This is a genomic window from Algoriphagus lutimaris (genome assembly GCF_017051705.1).
Taxonomy (GTDB): Bacteria; Bacteroidota; Bacteroidia; order Cytophagales; family Cyclobacteriaceae; genus Algoriphagus; species Algoriphagus lutimaris.
Window position 1 is genome coordinate 355,414 of record NZ_JAFIDJ010000001.1, and the last position, 21,145, is coordinate 376,558.

At 36.8% G+C, this 21,145-nt stretch carries 17 protein-coding genes; 9 read left to right on the plus strand and 8 right to left on the minus strand.

Annotation, left to right across the window (positions count from 1 at the left end; translation table 11 throughout):
• The 6 genes from JYB62_RS01430 to JYB62_RS01455 form a co-directional block, all read right to left on the minus strand.
• Window positions 1-432, minus strand: coding sequence for a SufE family protein (locus JYB62_RS01430; RefSeq protein WP_205643667.1), 432 nt, complete (start codon window positions 430-432; stop codon window positions 1-3).
• Entirely contained in the window at window positions 429-1,652 is a 1,224-nt protein-coding gene (locus JYB62_RS01435; RefSeq protein ID WP_205643668.1) for a cysteine desulfurase, read from the minus strand. Before JYB62_RS01435 ends, JYB62_RS01430 begins: the two co-directional genes overlap by 4 nt.
• Before the next feature lie 7 nt (window positions 1,653-1,659).
• Window positions 1,660-2,928 carry a Fe-S cluster assembly protein SufD gene (gene sufD, locus JYB62_RS01440; RefSeq protein ID WP_205643669.1) on the minus strand — a complete coding sequence of 423 codons (1,269 nt, stop codon included), beginning with the start codon at window positions 2,926-2,928 and terminating at the stop codon, window positions 1,660-1,662.
• 22 nt (window positions 2,929-2,950) lie between these two features.
• A complete protein-coding gene (gene sufC / locus JYB62_RS01445; protein WP_205643670.1) occupies window positions 2,951-3,715 on the minus strand; it encodes a Fe-S cluster assembly ATPase SufC in 765 nt (254 codons plus the stop codon).
• A 39-nt stretch (window positions 3,716-3,754) separates the two neighbouring features.
• A complete protein-coding gene (gene sufB / locus JYB62_RS01450) occupies window positions 3,755-5,200 on the minus strand; it encodes a Fe-S cluster assembly protein SufB (RefSeq protein WP_205643671.1) in 1,446 nt (481 codons plus the stop codon).
• 241 nt (window positions 5,201-5,441) lie between these two features.
• On the minus strand, window positions 5,442-5,915 hold the full coding sequence (locus tag JYB62_RS01455; RefSeq protein WP_074224734.1) for an Lrp/AsnC ligand binding domain-containing protein: 474 nt from the start codon (window positions 5,913-5,915) through the stop codon (window positions 5,442-5,444).
• Window positions 5,916-6,288: 373 nt separating this feature from the next.
• Here JYB62_RS01455 and JYB62_RS01460 point away from each other — a divergent pair, with 373 nt between their 5' ends.
• From JYB62_RS01460 to JYB62_RS01475, 4 genes are all read left to right on the plus strand, one after another.
• The gene (locus JYB62_RS01460; protein ID WP_205643672.1) at window positions 6,289-6,825 is read left to right on the plus strand and encodes a hypothetical protein; all 537 of its coding nucleotides are present in this window, start codon (window positions 6,289-6,291) and stop codon (window positions 6,823-6,825) included.
• Between the two features lie 89 nt (window positions 6,826-6,914).
• Entirely contained in the window at window positions 6,915-8,831 is a 1,917-nt protein-coding gene (locus tag JYB62_RS01465; protein WP_205643673.1) for a M14 family metallopeptidase, read from the plus strand.
• 6 nt (window positions 8,832-8,837) lie between these two features.
• The gene (locus tag JYB62_RS01470) at window positions 8,838-11,651 is read left to right on the plus strand and encodes a S9 family peptidase (RefSeq protein ID WP_205643674.1); all 2,814 of its coding nucleotides are present in this window, start codon (window positions 8,838-8,840) and stop codon (window positions 11,649-11,651) included.
• 163 nt (window positions 11,652-11,814) lie between these two features.
• Window positions 11,815-12,375, plus strand: a complete 561-nt coding sequence (locus JYB62_RS01475) for a hypothetical protein (RefSeq protein WP_205643675.1) — start codon at window positions 11,815-11,817, stop codon at window positions 12,373-12,375.
• A 77-nt stretch (window positions 12,376-12,452) separates the two neighbouring features.
• On the opposite strand, the gene JYB62_RS01480 is transcribed toward JYB62_RS01475, so the two are convergent.
• Window positions 12,453-13,247, minus strand: a complete 795-nt coding sequence (locus tag JYB62_RS01480; RefSeq protein WP_205643676.1) for a thymidylate synthase — start codon at window positions 13,245-13,247, stop codon at window positions 12,453-12,455.
• Window positions 13,248-13,378: 131 nt separating this feature from the next.
• Between JYB62_RS01480 and JYB62_RS01485 the strand changes: the two genes are divergently transcribed.
• Window positions 13,379-15,640: an efflux RND transporter permease subunit gene (locus JYB62_RS01485; protein ID WP_205643677.1), complete on the plus strand. Its 2,262-nt coding sequence runs from the start codon at window positions 13,379-13,381 to the stop codon at window positions 15,638-15,640.
• Here JYB62_RS01485 and JYB62_RS01490 read toward each other — a convergent pair.
• Window positions 15,629-16,672 carry an endonuclease/exonuclease/phosphatase family protein gene (locus JYB62_RS01490; protein ID WP_205643678.1) on the minus strand — a complete coding sequence of 348 codons (1,044 nt, stop codon included), beginning with the start codon at window positions 16,670-16,672 and terminating at the stop codon, window positions 15,629-15,631. The two genes, JYB62_RS01485 and JYB62_RS01490, sit on opposite strands and share 12 nt — an antisense overlap.
• A gap of 241 nt (window positions 16,673-16,913) precedes the next feature.
• Here JYB62_RS01490 and JYB62_RS01495 point away from each other — a divergent pair, with 241 nt between their 5' ends.
• The 4 genes from JYB62_RS01495 to JYB62_RS01510 all read left to right on the plus strand — a co-directional run bounded on the left by JYB62_RS01495 (window position 16,914) and on the right by JYB62_RS01510 (window position 21,092).
• Window positions 16,914-17,486: a DUF2911 domain-containing protein gene (locus JYB62_RS01495; RefSeq protein WP_205643679.1), complete on the plus strand. Its 573-nt coding sequence runs from the start codon at window positions 16,914-16,916 to the stop codon at window positions 17,484-17,486.
• Window positions 17,487-17,670: 184 nt separating this feature from the next.
• Window positions 17,671-20,085 (plus strand): penicillin acylase family protein, encoded by a 2,415-nt coding sequence (locus tag JYB62_RS01500; RefSeq protein WP_205643680.1) that lies wholly within the window; start codon window positions 17,671-17,673, stop codon window positions 20,083-20,085.
• 4 nt (window positions 20,086-20,089) lie between these two features.
• A complete protein-coding gene (locus JYB62_RS01505) occupies window positions 20,090-20,461 on the plus strand; it encodes a hypothetical protein (protein ID WP_205643681.1) in 372 nt (123 codons plus the stop codon).
• Between the two features lie 112 nt (window positions 20,462-20,573).
• Entirely contained in the window at window positions 20,574-21,092 is a 519-nt protein-coding gene (locus tag JYB62_RS01510; RefSeq protein ID WP_205643682.1) for a DeoR family transcriptional regulator, read from the plus strand.
• Window positions 21,093-21,145: the final 53 nt, after the last annotated feature.

Here is a 21,145-nt window from a genome sequence, read left to right on the forward strand (position 1 = left end):
TTAGGCGTTTTGTTTGGTTTGTAAGGCCAATGCATACAATTTCATTTGTTTGATCATTGCAGCCAGCCCATTGGAGCGTTGACTTCCAATAATGCCACCCATGCCTATTCGATTGATAAAATCTAAATTAGCGTCGATGATTTCCTTTGGGGTCCGATCATTTAGAACTCTGATTAATAACGAAATCAGACCTTTGGTAATATCAGTATTCGAGTCGGCTTGATAATGGACTCTTCCATCTTTGTCATCCGCGATTAACCAAACTTTAGATTGGCAACCCTTGATGATATTTTCTTCCACTCGCTCACTATCAGGAAAACTTTCAAGGTTGGCACCAAGTTCCATTATATAAAAAATGGTACTCTCTTTGTCATCCCCGAGGATTTCAAATTCACTGATTATTTCATTTTGAATTTCCTGAATACTGCTCATTTATTTTTTATTCTTGCGATTCTGGCGACGCCTTCTGCTAGTTGTTCAATTTCTGATTTGGAATTGTAAACAGCAAACGAAGCTCTAACAGTTCCCTCGAGACCAAGTCTTTTCATTAAAGGTTGAGTACAATGATGACCAGTTCTTACGGCAATTCCTCTTGCATCCAACATCACGCCTACATCAAAGGGATGCATTCCATTGATATTAAATGACAGCACACTTACTTTATTAGAGGCTGTTCCCACGGGGATAAAACCTTTGATCGGCAAAAGTAATTCATTGGCATAAGCCAACAAACTATCTTCATGCTCTTTAATTTTAGATTTTCCAATTTCACGGATAAAATCCAATGCATACTTAAATGCAATGACGTCTCCTATGTTTGGAGTTCCAGCTTCAAATTTGAAAGGAATATCATTGAAAGTAGTCTTCTCAAAACTTACCTCCTTGATCATTTCACCCCCACCCTGGAAAGGAGGCATAGACTCTAATAATTCTCTTTTACCATAAAGTACGCCAAGGCCAGTAGGCCCGTATAATTTATGTGCAGATAAAGCGAGGAAATCACAGTTCAATTTTTGGACATCTATTTCCAAATGACTGGTAGATTGCGCTCCATCCAACAGGACTTTGGCTCCTGCTTTATGAGCAGCTTCAATAACCCGTTCTACTGGATTGATAGTGCCCAACGCATTTGAAGCGTGTACCACACTGACCAATTTGGTTTTTGGGCTAAGAAGTTTTTCAAACTCTTCAAAAAGGATCTCTCCGGCATCATTGATGGGGATTACCTTTAATATCGCCCCTTTTTCTTCGCAAAGTATTTGCCACGGAACTATGTTGGAATGATGCTCTAACGTGGAAATTATGATTTCATCACCTTCGTTGATGAATTTTCTTCCAAAAGTGTAGGCAACTAAATTGATGCTTTCTGTCGTGCCTTTTGTGAAGATAATTTCGGCAGATTCCCTGGCATTAATAAAATGCTGAACAGCCTCTCTCGAATCCTCAAAATATCGGGTAGATCGATCAGCTAAGGCATGAGCCCCTCTATGAATATTGGCATTGTCATGAAGATAATATCCACTCAAAGAGTCAATGACCGTTTGTGGCTTCTGCGTGGTGGCTGCATTGTCAAAATAGATCAAAGGCTTCCCATGTACCTCTTGATGAAGTATAGGGAACATCTGTCTAATTTTATCAATAGGGAAACTCATTCAATAATTAGAAATTACTCCCAAGTCTATTTTGTACCAAGTTGATGCAATACTCTCTAAAGCTGTCATTTTGGATATGTTCCAATACTTCTCCAGCGAATGCATAAAGAAGTAATCCTTTAGCTTGTAATTTATCGATTCCTCTCGCTTGAAGGTAAAATAAAGCCTCCTCGTCCAATTGTCCAGTAGTACATCCATGGGAACACTTCACATCATCTGCCCAAATTTCCAATTGTGGTTTCGTATTGACAATTGCATCTTCGGAAAGAAGGATGTTATTGTTTTGTTGGAATGCATTCGTTTTTTGAGCATCCTGTCTAACAAAGATTTTACCGTTGAAAACCCCTCTGGACTGATCTGCTAAGATTCCTTTATATAATTCATTGGATTCTGCGTGGGGAATGGTGTGGTCCACATTGGTATGATTATCTACATGTGTTTTACCATTCAAAAGATAAATTCCATACATGTTTCCTTCTGAATTGCTCCCCAGAAGATTCAGGGAAAGGTTATTTCTTACCATTTCTCCAGATAGGGAAATAGTAACAGAAGTAAATCGGGAATCTTGAAGTAGGTTTGTTTCAATATTGCTTACCTCGATTGCATTCTTTCCTTCATTTTGCAATCTATAATATCTAATCTGAGAGTTTAAGCCACCTTTGATTTCCACTACTTTATTGACAAAATAAGGCTTGTCACTATTATTAATAGTGTGGGTTATAAAAGTTACCTCTGCAAAGTCACCTGCTTCAATCCATACTCTTGGAGAAATAACATCGCCCTCATTGCTCTTGATAAAAGAAAGCAAAAGAATAGGCTTTTCTACTACTTCTTTTTTAGGGATGGAAATATAAACTCCACCTTCGAAAGATGCTTGATTTAGGGCAGCAAAAGGATCTTTTTCAGCCTTAGCAATACTTCCAATGGCTAAATCTGATTTCTCATTTAAAGAAGAGAAGTTTAGTTTTTCTACTTCCAGACACAAGTGGTTTTGTAAATGTCCATTGGCAAATACCAATACTGAACCGTCAAATCCCGTGGGAATAGCAGCTTTTACTTCTTCAGAACTGACCTCAAATGGCTTAGCTCCGGTAATAGAAGTGAGAGATTGCTCCAGCTTTTTGGCGATTGAAGTAAATTTATATTCTTCTGATTTGAGGGTTGGAAGTCCTTGCTTGGTAAAGCAGACTTTTCCTTCTTTCCTGATATTTTCAAATCCGGCAAAAGAAGATTCCAAAAATCCTTCAAATAGATTTTCCTTAGTCAGCGTACTCATGTTTTTGGGGTTGATGGGAATATCAGACAGTTGCCTCAGAATCTACGGCTTCTTTAATCCAGTCGTAGCCTTTTTCTTCCAGTTCCAAAGCCAGATCCTTAGTACCGGATTTTACAATTTTTCCTTTGTAAAGCACATGTACAAAATCAGGTACAATGTAATCCAATAAACGTTGGTAGTGAGTTACTACGATAGTTGCATTATCCTTGGATTTCAATTGGTTCACTCCATTTGAAACTATTCTTAATGCATCGATATCCAAGCCTGAATCGGTTTCATCCAAAATGGAAAGCGTAGGTTCAAGCATTGCCATCTGGAAAATTTCATTTCTTTTCTTCTCACCTCCTGAAAAACCTTCATTCAATGACCTACTTAGAAGTTTTTGGTCGATTTCTACCAACTTCATTTTTTCTTTCATCATGGTCAAGAACTTCACGGCATCCAAAGATTCCAAACCTCTGTACTCTCTTACTTGGTTTACAGCAGTTCTAAGAAAATTAGTGGAGCTTACCCCGGGAATTTCTACAGGATATTGAAATGCAAGAAATACTCCTTCTCTTGCTCTATCTTCAGGAGCTAGATCTAAAAGGTCTTTTCCTTTGAAAGATACTTCTCCTTCAGTAACCTCATATTCTTCTCTTCCAGCCAATACAGAAGCCAAGGTAGATTTACCGGAACCATTTGGTCCCATAATCGCATGGACTTCACCAGCTTTAACTTCCAAATTGATACCTCTCAAAATAGGTGTTCCTTCGATAGAGGCATGCAGGTTTTTTATACTTAACATATTCGTATTAATCTTTCAATTTCTAATTTTTAAACTCACTTATCCTACAGAGCCTTCAAGTGTTAGTGCTAGTAACTTTTGGGCTTCAACTGCAAATTCCATCGGCAATTGATTCAATACTTCTTTCGCATAACCATTAACAATCAGGGCTACTGCATCTTCAGTAGAAATACCTCGCTGATTACAATAGAATAGCTGATCTTCTCCAATTTTTGAAGTAGTTGCCTCATGTTCAACTTTCGCAGTAGAATTGTTGATGTCGATGTATGGGAATGTATGAGCTCCACATTTATCACCCATTAACAGAGAGTCGCACTGTGAGAAATTTCTAGCATTATCTGCTCTTTTCATCACTTGAACTTGTCCTCTATATGAGTTTTGTGATTTTCCTGCAGAGATACCTTTGGATACAATCCGAGATTTGGTGTTTTTACCAATGTGTATCATTTTGGTCCCAGTATCTGCTTGCTGGTAATTATTTGTAACTGCTACAGAGTAGAATTCTCCGATTGAGTTATCTCCTTTCAAAATGCAAGAAGGGTATTTCCAAGTAACTGCTGAACCAGTTTCTACCTGAGTCCAAGATATTTTAGAATTGTCTCCGGCGCATATCCCTCTTTTCGTTACAAAATTGTAGATACCGCCTTTTCCTTCTTTATCACCAGGGAACCAGTTTTGCACGGTTGAATATTTGACCTCCGCATTTTTGGAAGCATAAATTTCAACTACAGCTGCATGTAGCTGATTTTCATCTCTTTGAGGAGCAGTACAGCCCTCTAGGTAAGAAACATAAGAATCATCTTCTGCTACTATAAGAGTTCTTTCAAACTGTCCAGTATTGGCAGCATTAATTCTGAAATAAGTAGATAGTTCCATTGGACATCTTACTCCTTTAGGAATATAACAGAATGAACCATCGGAAAATACTGCTGAGTTTAGTGCTGCGTAATAATTGTCAGTCATAGGAACAACAGAACCCAAGTATTTTTTTACCAGTTCTGGATGTTCTTTGACAGCTTCACTAAAGGAGCAGAAAATAATACCAAGTTTAGATAAGGTACCCTTAAAAGTCGTTGCAACAGAAACTGAATCCAATACTGCGTCTACAGCGATTCCTTGAAGTTTCTTTTGCTCATTAAGATTGATTCCTAATCTTTCATAGATCTGAAGCAGTTCTGGGTCTACTTCATCTAATGATTTAGGTTTATTATTTTGCTTCGGTGCTGAATAATATCGTAAACTCTGAAGGTCAATTTTAGGGTAAGTGACATTGGCCCAATTGGGCTCTGTCATATTTTGCCAGGTTTTGAAAGCCTTCAATCTCCACTCAAGTAACCATTGTGGTTCTTCCTTCTTGGCAGAAATCCACTTAATGATTTCTTCATTGAGTCCGATAGGGGCTTCATCGGCCTCAAAATTTACAGACCACCCATGTTCGTACTCTTTGGAGGTAAATTCTTCTAAAATCTGATTGTCTTTGCTCATATTAGCTAAGTTATTTAGACTAATTACATTTTAACTGCGAAGGTACAACATATAATGAAAAAATTATGTTCAGAATTATTCGAAAAATCTATGATTGATATAATAAATCAATAAAAAGCGGTGTTTCGCTTCAAATTGGCCTTATAAAAGCAAAAAATAAGTGTTGAATTTTCAACACTTATTTTTTTTGAAAAGTCTCAAAAGACTGAATTTTATTTATTTGGATTTAATCCAAATAGAGTCATTTCTCTTTATCGAAGAATTGAATTGGTCGATTAATACTCTCCTCCAGCACGATTAAAGTTTCGGTTCTGTCTATTCCTTCTACTTTTTGGATATTGTCTAAAACCAAGCGCAAGTGATTGGTGTCACGACAGATAATCTTTGCAAAAATGGAATAATTACCTGTAGTGTAGTAGGCACTAACTACCTCAGAAATGGTTTTTAATTTTTCAATTACATTATCATAAAGAGAACTCTTTTCAAGATAGATTCCCAAGAATGCAGAAATATCATAACCTAATTTCGAGAAGTCTATGTTAAGTGTGGCGCTTTTCACAATACCCATATCCTCCAACTTCTTCATTCGTACGTGAACTGTACCAGATGAAACGAAAACTTTTTTGGCAATTTCCGTGTAAGGAGTCTTTGCATCTTCGTTTAATAATGAGATGATTTTTAGGTCTATGTTGTCGATATCTAAAATTTTATCCATTTTCGGTTATTGGATTTAGATGATTGTTAATGAATGTGCCTGTAAATTAGAGGTTCTTCAAAAAATACCAAAATTTTTTTTTCAATTTGTAATTGAATTATAAATCTATTTACTTTGGGTTCGAGATGGAACAATAGTTGAATATTTTGTTTTCATCTTGAATAGTCAAATTAAAATTGGCTGATTTTCATTTAGCCAAATGTTTGATTAAAAAAAACTAGAAACTTTTAATCTCTAAAGTTATATTTGGGTTTATATTCTGAAAAGGGTCTTGCTGATGGCGAGACTTTTTTGTTTCCAAAAGTAAATTTAAAATACAAAAAATTGCATTTGAAAGTTTTATTGGTGTATTTTTGTTGAATATTACATGACTATGAACGCAAAAGTAATTTTTCGTATTTTTTCTTATTTCGCTCTTTTGGGGCTTGCTGTCTTGTTTCCATTATCCAGTGGTGAATTAAAAGCACAAATTTCCGGTGATTTCCCGGATACCAGAATCAATTACATCCAATATAATCGATTAAGTTTTCGCAACTTGGAAGAGGAAAGTGTGGAGGATGAAGGGTTGGAAGCGAAAAAATTAAAAATAGAACCGCTGACAATGATCGAGGAAAATGTTGCCAGAAATTTAAATTCGCATTGGACATGGCCAGAGTATACACTGGAAATGATTGATAGTTATTCCCCATTTCTTTTTAGGACAAAAAAATCTGCTGCCTTAGAGGAAGTGAAAGTATTACTTCAAATCAATTCGAAAGGTAGATTGAGTGGTTTCGAAATTTTAGGTGATGTGGATAATGGCCTAAAAGAGCGATTGGATCACATGCTTCGTAAACTTCCGGATTGCAAACCAGTACCTGGGTATGCTTATTATAATCCTGAAGTTTTTGAATTAACAATTCGAAAATAACTTACCTTCAAATAATCCAGGCTTTTTTTTGAGCGGTTGGGTGGTTTATTTCTACTCTATTTATTTTGAGTAAAACAACCACAGACCAAATGAGAAAAACGTTACTGATTATCTGCTTTGCTTTGTCTGCAAATGCTTTATTTTCCCAAGTAAAATCATTTGCTCCAGACAAAACATTTCCAGAAGAAAACTCCAAATCCAAGTTTTATACGGTGTCAGGAGAACGGCACGGACCTTCATTTTTTAAAAAATTCACCTTTCCCGAAGTACAATATACTCCAGGAGACCAACTTACATTTGACCAATACCACACGGTAGATGTAATGTATTATTGGTATAATATCTGGGCTGAACAATATCCCGAAATCGTGGATGTTTATGAAGTCGGGAAATCTTTTGAAGGAAGACCCATCCTTCAAATGACCATAACCAATAAGGAAACAGGAAAAGATACCGACAAGCCCGCAGCCTACTTTGAAGGAGGAAGACATTCGGGAGAAATTACCTCCAGTGAATCTATTCTTTGGCTAACCCAGCACATACTTGAAAATTATGGTGCTGATCCGGAAATCACAAAACTGGTAGATACCAAGGCAATATACCTGCGACCTCAAAACAATCCGGATGGATCAAATCTTTACTTAAGGACGGAACAAAGAAATAGGAGTACGGTAAAACCTCATGACAATGACAGGGATGGATTGATTGATGAAGATCCAGAAGAAGATTTGGATGGAGATGGTATTATTTATCAGATGAGGAAAAAGGCGGTAACGGAAGAAGAGAAGAAGAAGGCCAATTTCATTGTTGATCCGGAAGATCCTAGCCAAAAATTAATGAAAAGAACTTTTCCTGGAAAAGGTGATTACTTGGTGTATACCGAGGGATTTGATAATGATGGAGATGGTTCATATAATGAAGATGGCATTGGTGGCTTGGACTTACATAGGAATTACCCAGAAAACTGGAGGCCGGATATTGGTGGAGATTTAACAGGGCGTGGGTACACCCAATATGGAGCTGGAGAATACCCAATGAGTGAGCTGGAATCTAGATATACCGTATTATGGATGCTGAGCCATCCAAATATCTCAGTGGTCAATTCAATGGATACGAGAGTTCCTATGCATTTGAGAGCACCTTCTACCTCCAAAGCAGAGGAAAGAATGTATCCGAAAGATTTGGAGATTTATAAAGAAATGGATGAATTAGGTTTGTCCTTCACGGCCTATCCTTGGGCTGGAGATGTATATGAAACGTATGCCACTAGATACAAAGTAAATAGCATGACAGGAGATCCTTTAAAACCAAGCCCCTTGTTTGGTCATGGACCTGATTTTGGGTACTTCTATTATGGAAGTATCTGGTATGGGGATGAGCTTTGGAATAATGGTGCGATGAAGGATTACAATGGAGATGGAATCTATGATGATTTTGATGGTCTAAGATGGGATGAAGAGGAAAATGGAGGAAAAGGATTTAAATCTTGGACACCTTTCCAACACCCCGTTTTAGGGGAAGTAGAAATTGGTGGGTTTCATCCAAAGTTCTTTGGACAAAATGGACCTACATGGCAATTAGAAAATTGGGCGAAAAAGCAGGCACTATTTAATCTTGCTATGGCCAAGAAGCTGCCCCAGTTGACGGTTTCTTCCGTGGAGGTAGCTAATTTAGGAGATGGGGAGTTTGAAATCACATTAAATTGGGAGAATACAGGAAGTTTACCTGTAGCATTGGAACAAGCCAAATTGGTCAAAATCGTTCAAGAGGATAGGGTCTCCTTAACCTTTGAAAAAGAATTGACAGAAGGGTATGAGAATGCCAAGGTTAAAATCATTACTCCCGAATTGTATGATAAAACTATCTATGCTGGATATACGGGGGTAGGAGAGAAGAAATCAGTCACCTTCAAAGTGAAAGTGGAAACATCGGAAGAAGTTTCTGGAAAAATTAGTTTATCCTCTACGAGAGGTGGGTATTTTGAGAAAGAATTTACTTTAAAATAAGAAACTATGCTTAAAAAAATAGTAGTGATTTGTTTCTTTTTTGTTGGGATTATAAATCATCTGGAGGCTCAACAGAAAAGATCCTTAACGCACAAAGATTACGATGGATGGGAAAGTCTTAGGTCTGAAAAAATTACCAAGGATGGACTTTGGGTTAGTTATCAGATTTCCCCCCAGGAAGGGGACGGGAGAATTGAAATTTTCCCTTTTAAAAACCCGAATAATAAATATGTTATTCCAAGAGGCACCTCTTTTAGTTTCACTGCAGATGATCAATTTGTAGTAGGTAAAATTGCTCCGCAAGAAGATACGGTTCATCTGTTAAAAGTGAAAAAGACAAAAAAGGAAGATATGCCAACAGACAGTCTTTTCATTTATGAAATGAGCTCTGGAGAAATAGAAAAATATGCAAGGGTAAAGTCCTTTGATACTCCAAGCGAAAAAGGCAGCTGGGTGGCCATTCTCTTTGAAAAAGAAAAACCTGCGAAGAAAGATCCAGCAGATTCCACTTCCAAAGAAGAAAAAACTAAAAAAACAGATGGAACAAAGCTGCTTGTTCGAAGTCTAACAGGAGACAAGTCTTTTGAGTTTGAACGAGTAAAATCCTACGGATTTGCTCCAAATGGTGATCATTTGCACTTTGAATTGGCAGAGGAAGATACCTTGGACAATGCTGCAATTCATATTTTGAACCTAGCAACAGGGGAAAGTCATGAAATCCATCAAGGGATGACATCTTATACCATGAATAAGTTTTCTCCCCAGTCAAAGTATTTGGCATTCCTGACCTCCGATGATTCCACAAAAGCTAAAAAGCCTTATTATCAACTTCAGCTTTTTGATATTGAAAATAAGAGTTTAAGTCAAATTGCTGATGAGAATACCAATGGTATTTTAGAAAATGGTAGGATCAGTGAAAATGGTTCTCTGAAGTTTTCTGAAGATGAATCCAGAATATTTTTTGGGGTAGCTCCTGAATACATCGATTACCCATATGAAGAGGATAGTACCATTTTGGAGGATGAAAGACCAAGATTGGATATTTGGGGATGGCAGGATTCCCAAATTCAACCTATGCAATTAAAAAGAAAGTCTAGAGAAGAAAAAAGGTCTTATTTGGCCACAATGGATTTGAATTCCGGAAAAATCTCTCAATTAGAAACTCCTGATTTACAAGATGTCTCTTTGGAGAATAAAGTTACCAGAGACTTTGGATTAGGAACTACCAATGCACCTTATGAAAGAAATTATAGCTGGGATATTCAAATTGGAAGGGATGTTTATTTAGTTGATTTTACGGATGGAACTAGAAAACTCATTGAAAAAGATGTAAGTGGTTTTCCTAGTATTTCTCCTGGAGGTAAGTATGTTTACTGGTATGCAGGTAGTGATAGTGTATGGGTAGCTTATGATATTCAGAATGAGGAAAAAATCAATTTAACTGCTGGTCTTGATGTGCCTTTTTATGAAGAACTCCACGATTCTCCATCGAATCCTGGAAGTTATGGTACAAGCGGTTGGTTGGATGAGGATGCGGCTATATTGATAAATGACCGCTATGATATCTGGAAAATTGACCCAAAAAATCCATCAACAGCATCTAGGATTACATTAGGAGAAGGAAGAAAGAATAAGATGGAATTTAGGATGGAGGTTCTTGATAGGGAAGTGTTGAGTATTGATCCGGAAGAACCGGTGATACTAAATGCATTCAATGAAATGACCAAAGAAGCTGGGTATTATTCAACAAAAGTAGATGCGAATACCGCACCTAAAAAGCTTATTTTTACACCAAATCGTTATTATGGATTGACAAAGGCCAAAAATTCTGAGGAGGTGTTGGTAAGAAAGTCAACTTATGTAGAAAACCCAGATGTATACCTGACAGATTTGACCTTTAAGAATCTAACCAAAGCATCTCATCTGAATCCTCAGCAAGCAAGTATCAATTGGGGTACATCAGAATTGGTTTCTTATTTAGCTAATGATGGTACACCACTTCAAGGGATATTGTTCAAACCTGAAAATTTTGATCCTAACAAGAAGTATCCGATGATGGTCTATTTTTATGAAAGAAGTAGTGATGGGCTATATTCATATCGGTCACCTGCTCCAAGTGCTTCCACTATCAATATCCCATATTTTGTAAGTAATGAGTATCTAGTCTTTGTTCCAGATATTAAGTATGAGTTGGGACTACCAGGGCCAAGTGCATATAACTGTATAATTCCTGGTGTACAAACCGTGGTAGCTAAAGGGTTTGTGGATGCAGATAATATGGCAATTCAAGGTCAGAGTTGGGGCGGATATCAGGTGGCCTATTTAATTACGCAGACCAATATGTTCAAAGCTGCGGGGGCGGGAGCTCCAGTAGTAAATATGACTTCAGCCTATGGTGGGATCCGTTGGGGTACAGGTATGAGTAGGATGTTTCAATACGAACAAACTCAATCAAGAATCGGTGGTACTTTATGGCAGAAGCCTCTTTATTATATAGAGAACTCCCCTTTATTTTTTATGGATAGAGTTGAAACACCAGTGCTAATCATGCATAATGATGAAGATGGAGCTGTTCCATGGTATCAGGGGATAGAAATGTTTATGGCTTTAAAGCGATTAAATAAACCTGCTTGGTTATTACAATACAATGGAGAAGACCACAATTTGGTCAATCGAAGAAATCGCAAGGATTTATCCATGAGATTGAGTCAATTCTTTGATCATTATCTGAAAGGAGCTCCGGCTCCCTTGTGGATGACCGAAGGACTTCCGGCTGTTGAAAAAGGGAAGACACTCAAATATGAACTGAGTGATAATTAGGCAAAATTGATATTCAAGTTTAAAGGGTCTGGAGTAAATCCAGACCTTTTTTTATGCCATGTAATTAAAACATCAGTTTTTAAAATATATTTTTAAGTACATTAACTATTTTTTAGTTTATATTTAAGACTTATTAACTAAACTATTCTATCAAACACTTTTTATGTACAATAAAATTAAATCAATTGTAACTGGCTACAAGAATAAAAAGGTAACCATTGGAGAAATAGAGATAAAGTTGGCATACCAAAAAAAGTTTACAAAGTTAGATCCTCTGGCACATTTAAGAAGTATAAAGCATGAGCTTCTTAAATCTCCAATTAAATCTTTAGAGCATGTTGATTTTAAACCCTTTTGGGAAGAGAAAAAAAAATCAGTTGAGAGCTTAATACCTACTCATGAAGCATGCTTTTCAGTGCATCATAAAAACTACCTGGTAAAGCGATATGTGACTAAACATCAAAATCGTTCGGTAAGTATTTATACCTATAGTGCAGACGGAAAAACTTTTGCGATTTTCACAAGAAAATATGATTATGGTGATTTTCATTGTCAATATGTAATTAGCTTCTTTAAAAAATATAATCTTGAGGGAGATGAAAAGGCGACTCATTGTATAAAGACAAAGGAATACTCTATTTTTTTAAATCATTTTGGGCATTCCCATTCACTCATTTGGAATAATCAAACTGAACTTGATCGATTCCTTTCAATACTTGAATAGTGCAAGAGCCCTTGAGAAAAAATCTTCTCAAGGGCTCTTTTAATAGGTCAAAAAAACAAAAGCTAATGCACTAGATACTACACGGCTACTGCCGCTTTGATATGTGGATGAGGATCATAACCAACCAATTCAAAATCTTCTAATTTAAAAGAGAATATGTCTTTTACTTCCGGATTGATTTTCATAGTTGGAAGTGGTCTGAGGTCTCTGGTTAATTGCAGTTCTGCTTGCTCAATATGATTGGAATACAAATGAGCATCTCCAAAAGTATGCACAAAATCTCCCAGCTTTAGATCACAGACTTGGGCGATCATCATTGTAAATAAAGCATAAGAAGCAATATTAAAAGGAACACCCAAAAATACATCTGCACTTCTTTGGTAAAGTTGACAAGAAAGTTTTCCATCAGCTACATAGAATTGGAAGATGGTGTGACAAGGCGGAAGTGCCATTTGGTCCACATCGGCAACATTCCAGGCACTGACGATATGCCTTCTACTATCCGGCTTAGTTTTTATTTGATGGATCAAATTTTTGATTTGGTCTATTTCTCCACCCTTACCATCTGGCCAATGTCTCCATTGATATCCATAGACAGGTCCTAAATCACCATTTTCATCTGCCCATTCATCCCAAATTGAGACTTTGTTTTCTTTCAAATAGCCAATGTTAGAATCTCCTCTTAAAAACCATAATAATTCCACAATGATAGATCTCAAATGCAGTTTTTTGGTAGTAACCAAAGGAAATCCTTCAGATAAATCAAAACGCATTTGATGCCCAAAAATACTTCTGGTTCCTGTACCGGTTCTATCGCCTTTTTGAGTTCCTTCTTCAAGGATTTTTCTCATTAAATCGTGGTATTGCTTCATGGATTGAGGGTGCTTTCTTTGCACGCAATTTAGTTAGTTCGACCAAGAAATGGAACAATCTTTAACAAAGATCAGAGTTATCTTGTATTATTAAGTTCTAGAGGTCTATTGGTAAAGACTTAAATTTTCACATGTTCCACAAATCTATTTCATATATATTCCTGGGAATTGGGATTTTAATTACTGTTTTGATTTTAATTTTTCCTCCTAAAATCAGCTTTAATTATGACTTTGAACAATTTTTTCCCCAAAGCAATGAAGACTTAGAGTTTTATGAAGAGTATAAAAAGAAGTTCGAAAACGATAATGACTATTTGCTAATCGCTCTTGAAAACCCTGGTGGCGATTTGTTGGAAAAGCGTTTTTTGGATTCAATCTGGTCTATTCAAATCAAGATTAAGGACTTGGAGGGAGTGGACACAGTCATATCAATTCTAAATATAGAAAAGCCAATCATTGGATTATTTGGTTTAAGAAATGAAAAGGTATTGAAATGGGATACGGAACGTGAATTGTCGGAATCTTCGTCAGATTTAGGGGTTTATAAAACCCAATTGATTTCAAAAGACGGGAAATCACTGTTGCTATGGATAAAGAATACTCAAAATATAAGTAAGGAAAATGGAGACAGGCTTTACAGTGAGATCAAAGGAGTAATTGAACAAGCTGCTATTCAACCAAAGGCCATTGCTGGTAAAATTCAAGCTCAAGGGGATTTTATCCGTTTGATGCAAAAGGAGTTCGGGATGTTTTTTGGAGCTTCTATAGTACTGATTCTTGGAATGCTTTTCTTTATTTTCAGGACATTTTGGTCAATATGGATTCCATGTGTGGTTTTACTGATAGGAACTCTATGGTCTTTTGCTGTGATGCTTTATTTCGGAAAAGCCCTAGATGTGATGTCCGTGATGCAACCTACAATATTTCTTATTGTTGGATTAAGCGCTTTGATCCATTTTATTTCACATTTGAACCAAAAAATCCGTCAGGGTATACGTATAGAAAAATCGATTCAAGAGGTTTTCAAGGAACTTTTTATTCCGGTTTGGTTGACCATTTTAACAACTTCTTTAGGATTTATCTCTTTATACTTTACCACTATTCCTGCATTAAAATCATTTGGGGTAAGTACTGGAATTGGTGTGTTGGTAGTATTTGGAGCCTTGATTTTACTGACCCCCGGGATTCTATACCTAAGTAGAATTCAGCCAAACCAAGGGACTGACAAATTTATTTCTGCCAATTTTTTAAAAGTATTATTTATAGAAGTCCTGAAAAAAAGGAAATGGATTTTGATGAGTTTTCTATTGATCAGTCTCTTGAGTATTTGGGGAGGATCAAAAATCCATGTAAACGGATACCTATTGGATAACCTGCCTGAAAACCATCCAATACAATTAGATGTCCACTATTTTGATGAGCAATATGGAGGTTCAAATCCATTGGAAATCTATTTAAAAACTGGCCTGGATGCTTCCTCTTTGATGGATTACGAAGTATTAGAAGCACTTGAAAAAGTTGAATCCAAATTAGCTGAGCTTACTGGTACAAATCAATTTCTATCCCCCTTGACTATTGTAAAAACCTTGAATCAGGCTCAAAATCAAGGTAGCGTGAAGGCTTTTGTATTTCCTTCTCCCGGACAATTTCAAAGAATGGAAAAGTATTTGAAAAGAGCAGGGGAGGAATTGAATTTCAAATTACTTCTCAATGATAATCAAGAGGGACGAATCAGCGGTAGATCTCCAGATTTTGGGTCCTATAAAATGGCCCAGATTCGCGAAGAGTTTCAAGATTTTGTGAACAGAGAGATTGATCCCCAAATATTAAGTCTTCAATGGACTGGTACTGCCTATCTAATTGACAATGGACATCAATCTGTGACAGTTCAAATGGCTAAAGGTCTAGGAGTTGCTTTTTTAGTGGTAGGCCTGATTGCTGGGATCTTATTCAGATCTTGGAGAATTTCTTTGATTCTTTTGATACCAAATATCATCCCATTGATTTGGATGTTAGGAATGATGATTTTGCTTGGAATTGAATTTAAGTTAACTACTGCAATTCTTTTTACGGTGGCCTTTGGAATCGCTGTGGACGATAGTATTCATTTCATGACAAGATTACGATTTGAATTGGGGAAAGGTAAAAGTTTGATTTACGCAATCAAAAGAACCGTGATGGAAACTGGGAGAGCCATCGTTTTGACCACCATAATTTTGGTCATGGGATTTGGATTATTAATAGCGAGTGATTTTGGGGTTACTCATTTTACGGGATTATTGATTGCAGCTTCTTTGATCGTTGCATTACTGTCTGATGTACTCCTTCTTCCTATTTTACTACTTCCCATGAAAAAAGTATGGGAGAAGAAAGCTAAGAAATTAATCCGATGAAGGTTCTATTGAGAAAGTAGCTGATATTGGATAATGATCTGAATAATCTACCTCTCTATGTGTTTTAAACTCGATTGCTTTTAAATTATGTGAGGAAAAAATGTGATCAATTCTCAAAAAGAACAAAACCTTATTATAAGTGAACCCAAAACCTCTGCCCGCTTTTTCAAATGCATTGTCCAAATTCTCCCCAAGTTTAAAATAAGTATAGGAATAAGGGATTTCATTCAAGTCACCCATTAAAATGACAGGGTGAGGGCTGTTTTTTAAATGTTCCACTAATACACTTAATTGCTTGCTCCGTTCTAAGCTCCCTCTATGGAGTTTTCCCAGAGTTTGTCGGTAGTTTTCTTTAACCCCTTCCAGATTTTCCAAACCATCGGAATTAATTCTCATGGATTCCAAATGTGCATTATAAATGCGGAGGGTATCACCATTCACTAAAACATCAGCAAAAATTGCCCCATTCGTTCCATTTTTATCAAAGACCTTACCTTCATGAATGATCGGGTATCTACTGAAAATGGCTAAGCCTATGGATCGTTTTTCAGGGTTTCCATCAACTGGGTGGTAGAAGGAATAAAAACTATTGTCTTTGCCTAGAAGTTTTATTGCATTTCTGGAAGCAGAGGTATAATCCTGGTAAAACTCCTGAAACACTTTGATGTCCGCAGGATGTTCATTCAGCCAGGTGAAAATATTTTGATCTATTTTGCCTTCGGCGTCCCTTTTAAAATCAAAATTATGGGCATTGTAGGTAAGTACTTTAAGCCCTTTGGACTCTTCATTTTTCGGATGGAACTGAAGTGTGATTATTGCAAATTTATACCCAATCAAAAGTGCGACCAAATGAAACCAAGCCCATTTTTTCCAAGATAAAAGAAAGATGAAAAATAGGAATAGGTTGATTAACCAAATGATCGGGATCAAAAAGGGGAGTAAGCCTACGTATGGGAAATATTCGGGAGAAACATAAACACTTAAAAATAAAATCAGTGATAGGCAAAAGATTATTCCTGAGAGGTATTTCATAGGTAAGCTAAGTGGACTTCAAATTAAATGAGTCAAAATTAGAAATCAGAATATCTGAAAGGTTTAATTTGTTTTAACAAATTCTTGGCCTTTTTCGTCTGTAATACGGTAAATTAGATAAACTGTTGAAAAATTAGTTGCTTGGCCCTCATAGGTATGAAAATTGTCGTTTAAATTGAGAAAGGCTGGAATTTTGTAAGGAAGAAGTTAATTGTTTACTTGAAAGAGAAATCTCCGTATCATGAAAATACAATACTTAATTTGGGTATCCGCTATAGCTACCCTTTTATTTACTTCATGCGATCCTAAATCCTCTGAATCTATTGAAAAGTCCGCTATGTCCAATTCGGATATGGAATCTGAGGAAGTAGAGAATAGACCCAGTCCTCTTGAAGTGAAAGACGGAATGGTAGCTGGAAAAGCGTTTAAGGTACATTATGGTTCCCCAGCTGTAAAAGGGCGGGTCTTGTGGGGAGACTTGGTTCCTTATAATGTAGTTTGGCGGACTGGAGCCAATGAGGCTACCTATGTAGAACTGAGTGAGGATATGACCGTGGAAGGAGAATTGTTGAAAGCTGGAAAGTATTCACTTTTTACAATTCCAAAAGAAAACGCTTCTTGGACCATCATCTTCAATTCTGAGTGGGATTTGGAGCATGGTCATTTTCAATATGATGAGGATAATGATGTGTTGAGGGTTGAAGTTGACCCAGTTTGGGAAGAAAATTCTCAAGAAAGATTATCTATTGATTTAGAAACCCCAGGGTTAGTGATCCGTTGGGAAAAATTAAAGCTTCCAATTACAATTCAGTAAAATAATAAACAAACTCAAAGCCCTCAATTCATAATTGGGGGCTTTTTTTGATTCATATCAAAACTTAATTTGAAAAATAGAGATTAAGAAAGAATGGATTAAATTCGCTCGATGTATGCTCTTTGGTATATCATGTAAATTGATTCTACCCTAATCTTATTCCAGTTCCCTTGTTTTAAAACATATGAAATATTTTTCCTTCCTATTTGTTCTCGGGATCACGATTGCTTTGGCTATATATATTTCAAGACCTATTGGACCTATTCCACCGATTGCACCTTTATTAGACCCCAATCATGGATTTTGGCAAAATATGATCAGTGAGGATGAAAAAGCAGAATCTGAAATTTCGCTTCCAGGGTTAAGTGCACCGGTACAAGTAAATTATGATGAACACCTGATTCCTCACATTTTTGCTCAAAATGCAAAGGATTTATACCAAGCTCAGGGATACATTACCGCCAAGCATAGGCTTTGGCAAATGGAGTTTCAGACAAGAGCTGCGGCTGGAAGACTATCAGAGATAGTAGGTGAAATCGCCTTAGACCTTGATCGAATTACCAGAAGAAAAGGACTTGGTTATGGTGCAGAGCTAGGGTTGGATTATTTGAAAGCCAATGATCAAGAAACGTTGGAATATATTGAGTCTTACTCCAAAGGAGTAAATCAATATATCCATGAGTTAAGTCCAGGTGAACTTCCTGTGGAATACAAGATTTTAAATTACCGACCTGAGGAATGGACTCCTTACAAAACTTTGTTGCTTTTAAAATACATGTCTGACATGTTGGTGGGTGATAGGGATTTAGAATATACCAACTTACGTAAGATTTTAGGGGCAGAAATGTTGGATAAGCTGTATCCTGATTTTTCAGAAGAAAGTGATCCTGTAATAGAAAAAGAAAAGGTTTGGGATTTTGAACCAATACCTATTGAAAAGCCAGAAGGGGTTGCTTATCCAAACGATTCATTGGTTTTTGAGCCTTTACCTCAGCCAGCTGAAGGAATAGGTTCTAATAATTGGGCAGTATCTGGTACAAAAACGAAGAATGGAAGACCAATTTTAGCCAACGATCCGCATCTTAGTCTGAACCTTCCATCATTGTGGTATGCATTACAATTGACCACTCCTGAATTTTCTGTAAAAGGGGCTTCACTTCCCGGAGCTTTAGGAATCATTTCCGGTTTTAATGAAAATGTTGCCTGGGGAGTTACTAATGCCACAAAAGATGCAAGGGACTGGTACAAAATTACATTCCGGGATGGTAGTAGGAATGCCTACAAATATGGAGATGAATGGAGGAAAACTACATTTCGGATAGAGGAGATCAAGGTCAAAGGAAAAGAAGATTTTTTAGATACAGTAGTCTACACTCATTACGGTCCGATTGTATATGATAGAAATTTCCGAGGAGACAGACAGGATGTCAATTTTGCGTTGAAGTGGACAGTTCATATGGGTTCTAATGAACAGAAGACTTTTTTATCGCTCAATAAGGCTAAAAATCATCAGGATTATAACCAGGCCTTGGATCATTTTACAGCCCCTGCTCAAAACTTCGTTTTTGCATCTAATTCCGGTGATATTGCGATGAGAATCCAGGGGAAATTTGCACTAAAATGGCCTGAACAAGGTAAGTTTTTTATGGATGGTTCAGACCCTCGAATGGAATGGCAACAGTTTATTCCAAATAATCAAAATCCAAGTACATTAAACCCTGAAAGAGGTTTTGTTTCCTCTGCAAACCAGCGACCGGTAAATTCGACTTACCCCTATTATGTTTTTGATAATAGTTATGAGCATTACAGAAATCATCGAATTAATGGAAGACTTAGGGAGATGGATCAAATTACGGTAGAGGACATGAAAGAATTACAGTTTGATGATTATTATCAGCAGGCTTCAGAAATTCTTCCTACCATGTTAAAGCTCCTGGGTGATCAAGTCCCTGAAGGGAAAAATTCACAGACCTTTTTGAAACAGCTTCAAAACTGGGATTATTATGCTGAACCCAACCAAAAGGCTCCTACCGTTTATCATATCTGGTGGGATAAATTATATAACTTAATTTGGGAGAAATGGGATGAATTTGGCGTGGCGGTAGTCAAGCCAAATAGTTACCGCACCATACAGCTATTAATTCAAGAACCAGAGGGAGAGATTTTTGATAATAAAAGTACCTCAGAAAAAGAAACAGCAACTACACTTGTCAGGAAATCATTTGAACTAATGGTGGAAGAATTGAATGAATATATTTTAAAAGAGGGAGATTATGCTTGGGCAAATTTCAAAAACACCACCATCCAGCATCTAGTACCGCAGTTTAATTCATTTTCCAAATCACATGTGTATACAGGAGGTGGATCTGGAATAGTGAATGCTACCAGTGGAAGGAACGGAGCAAGTTGGAGAATGATCGTCGAGTTGGGAGATTCACCAAATGCCCATGGGGTATATCCTGGAGGACAGTCAGGCAATCCTGGGAGTAAATATTATGCTGATTTGTTGCCCATTTGGGCAGAAGGGGACTATTTGAATTTCGATCTAAGAGCCCCGGAAAATTTAGAAGGGATACTGTTTCAAACTACTTTAAAGTAACGTCATGAAGTTTATATCACTAACAATTTTAATTGCTTTAATTGTGGTTTTTGTAAATCCATTTTTCCCTTACTGGATCGTAATGATTTTAATTGGGATTCTTTCAGTTGCTTTCGGTTTAAAAGGATTTGTCTCATTTTTAGCAGGAGGCTTAGGGATGGGACTTGCTTGGGTTGGTCAAACAGTTTATCTAAGTTTTATGACGGGAAGCTCACTTCCAGATCAAATGGCTGAAATTATGGGGGCAAGTAGTGGTGTATTTCTTTCCGCAATCACAGGGTTGATTGGGTTTTTATTAGGAGCCTTTAGTGCCTATTCTGGGAGTTTGTTCAGAAGAATGCTTAAAAAGAGGCCGGATAATATTTACAGAGGATAAAATTTCAACTCATTTAAGCTTCTTGCTCCAACAAGTGTTTCAAAATAATCATTTTGTTTTTTCAGTTCGTTCTAATGAGTACCTTTGTTACTCACTATAAAAGTGATTTTTTATGCTTGATTCATTAATTACTTCTAAGACTAGACTGAGACTTTTGGTCAAGTTTTTTGTCAATTCCAAAACCCATAGCCATTTGAGAGGTTTGGCTGAGGAATTTGGGGAATCTACCAATGCCATTAGAAAAGAATTAAATAACCTGACCCAAGCAGGTATATTGGAAAGGCATACAGATAAAAATAAAATTGAATACCAAGCAAATGTAAAGCATCCATTCTTTTCAAATATTCAAGAGATCATTCGGAAATATTTGGGATTGGATAAGTTGTTGGAGCAGATTTTAGAAAGGATGGGAGAAGTAGAGCAAGTGGTTTTGGTTGGAGATATTGCTGAAGGTATAGATTCTGGGAATATAGAAGTGTTGGTAGCGGGTGAAAGCTTAAATGCAGAATATATTAGCCACTTGACTAAAAGAGTGGAGGAGCTTATTGAAAGAAAAGTGGTATTTACCTTGCATGGAGAACGGATAACCTCTTCAGGTTTGGTACTATTTGATAAAGAAGCAGGAGTCTAAATCCTGCTACAAGATATTCTTCAATTGCTAAGTACAAATATGTGACTGAAAGG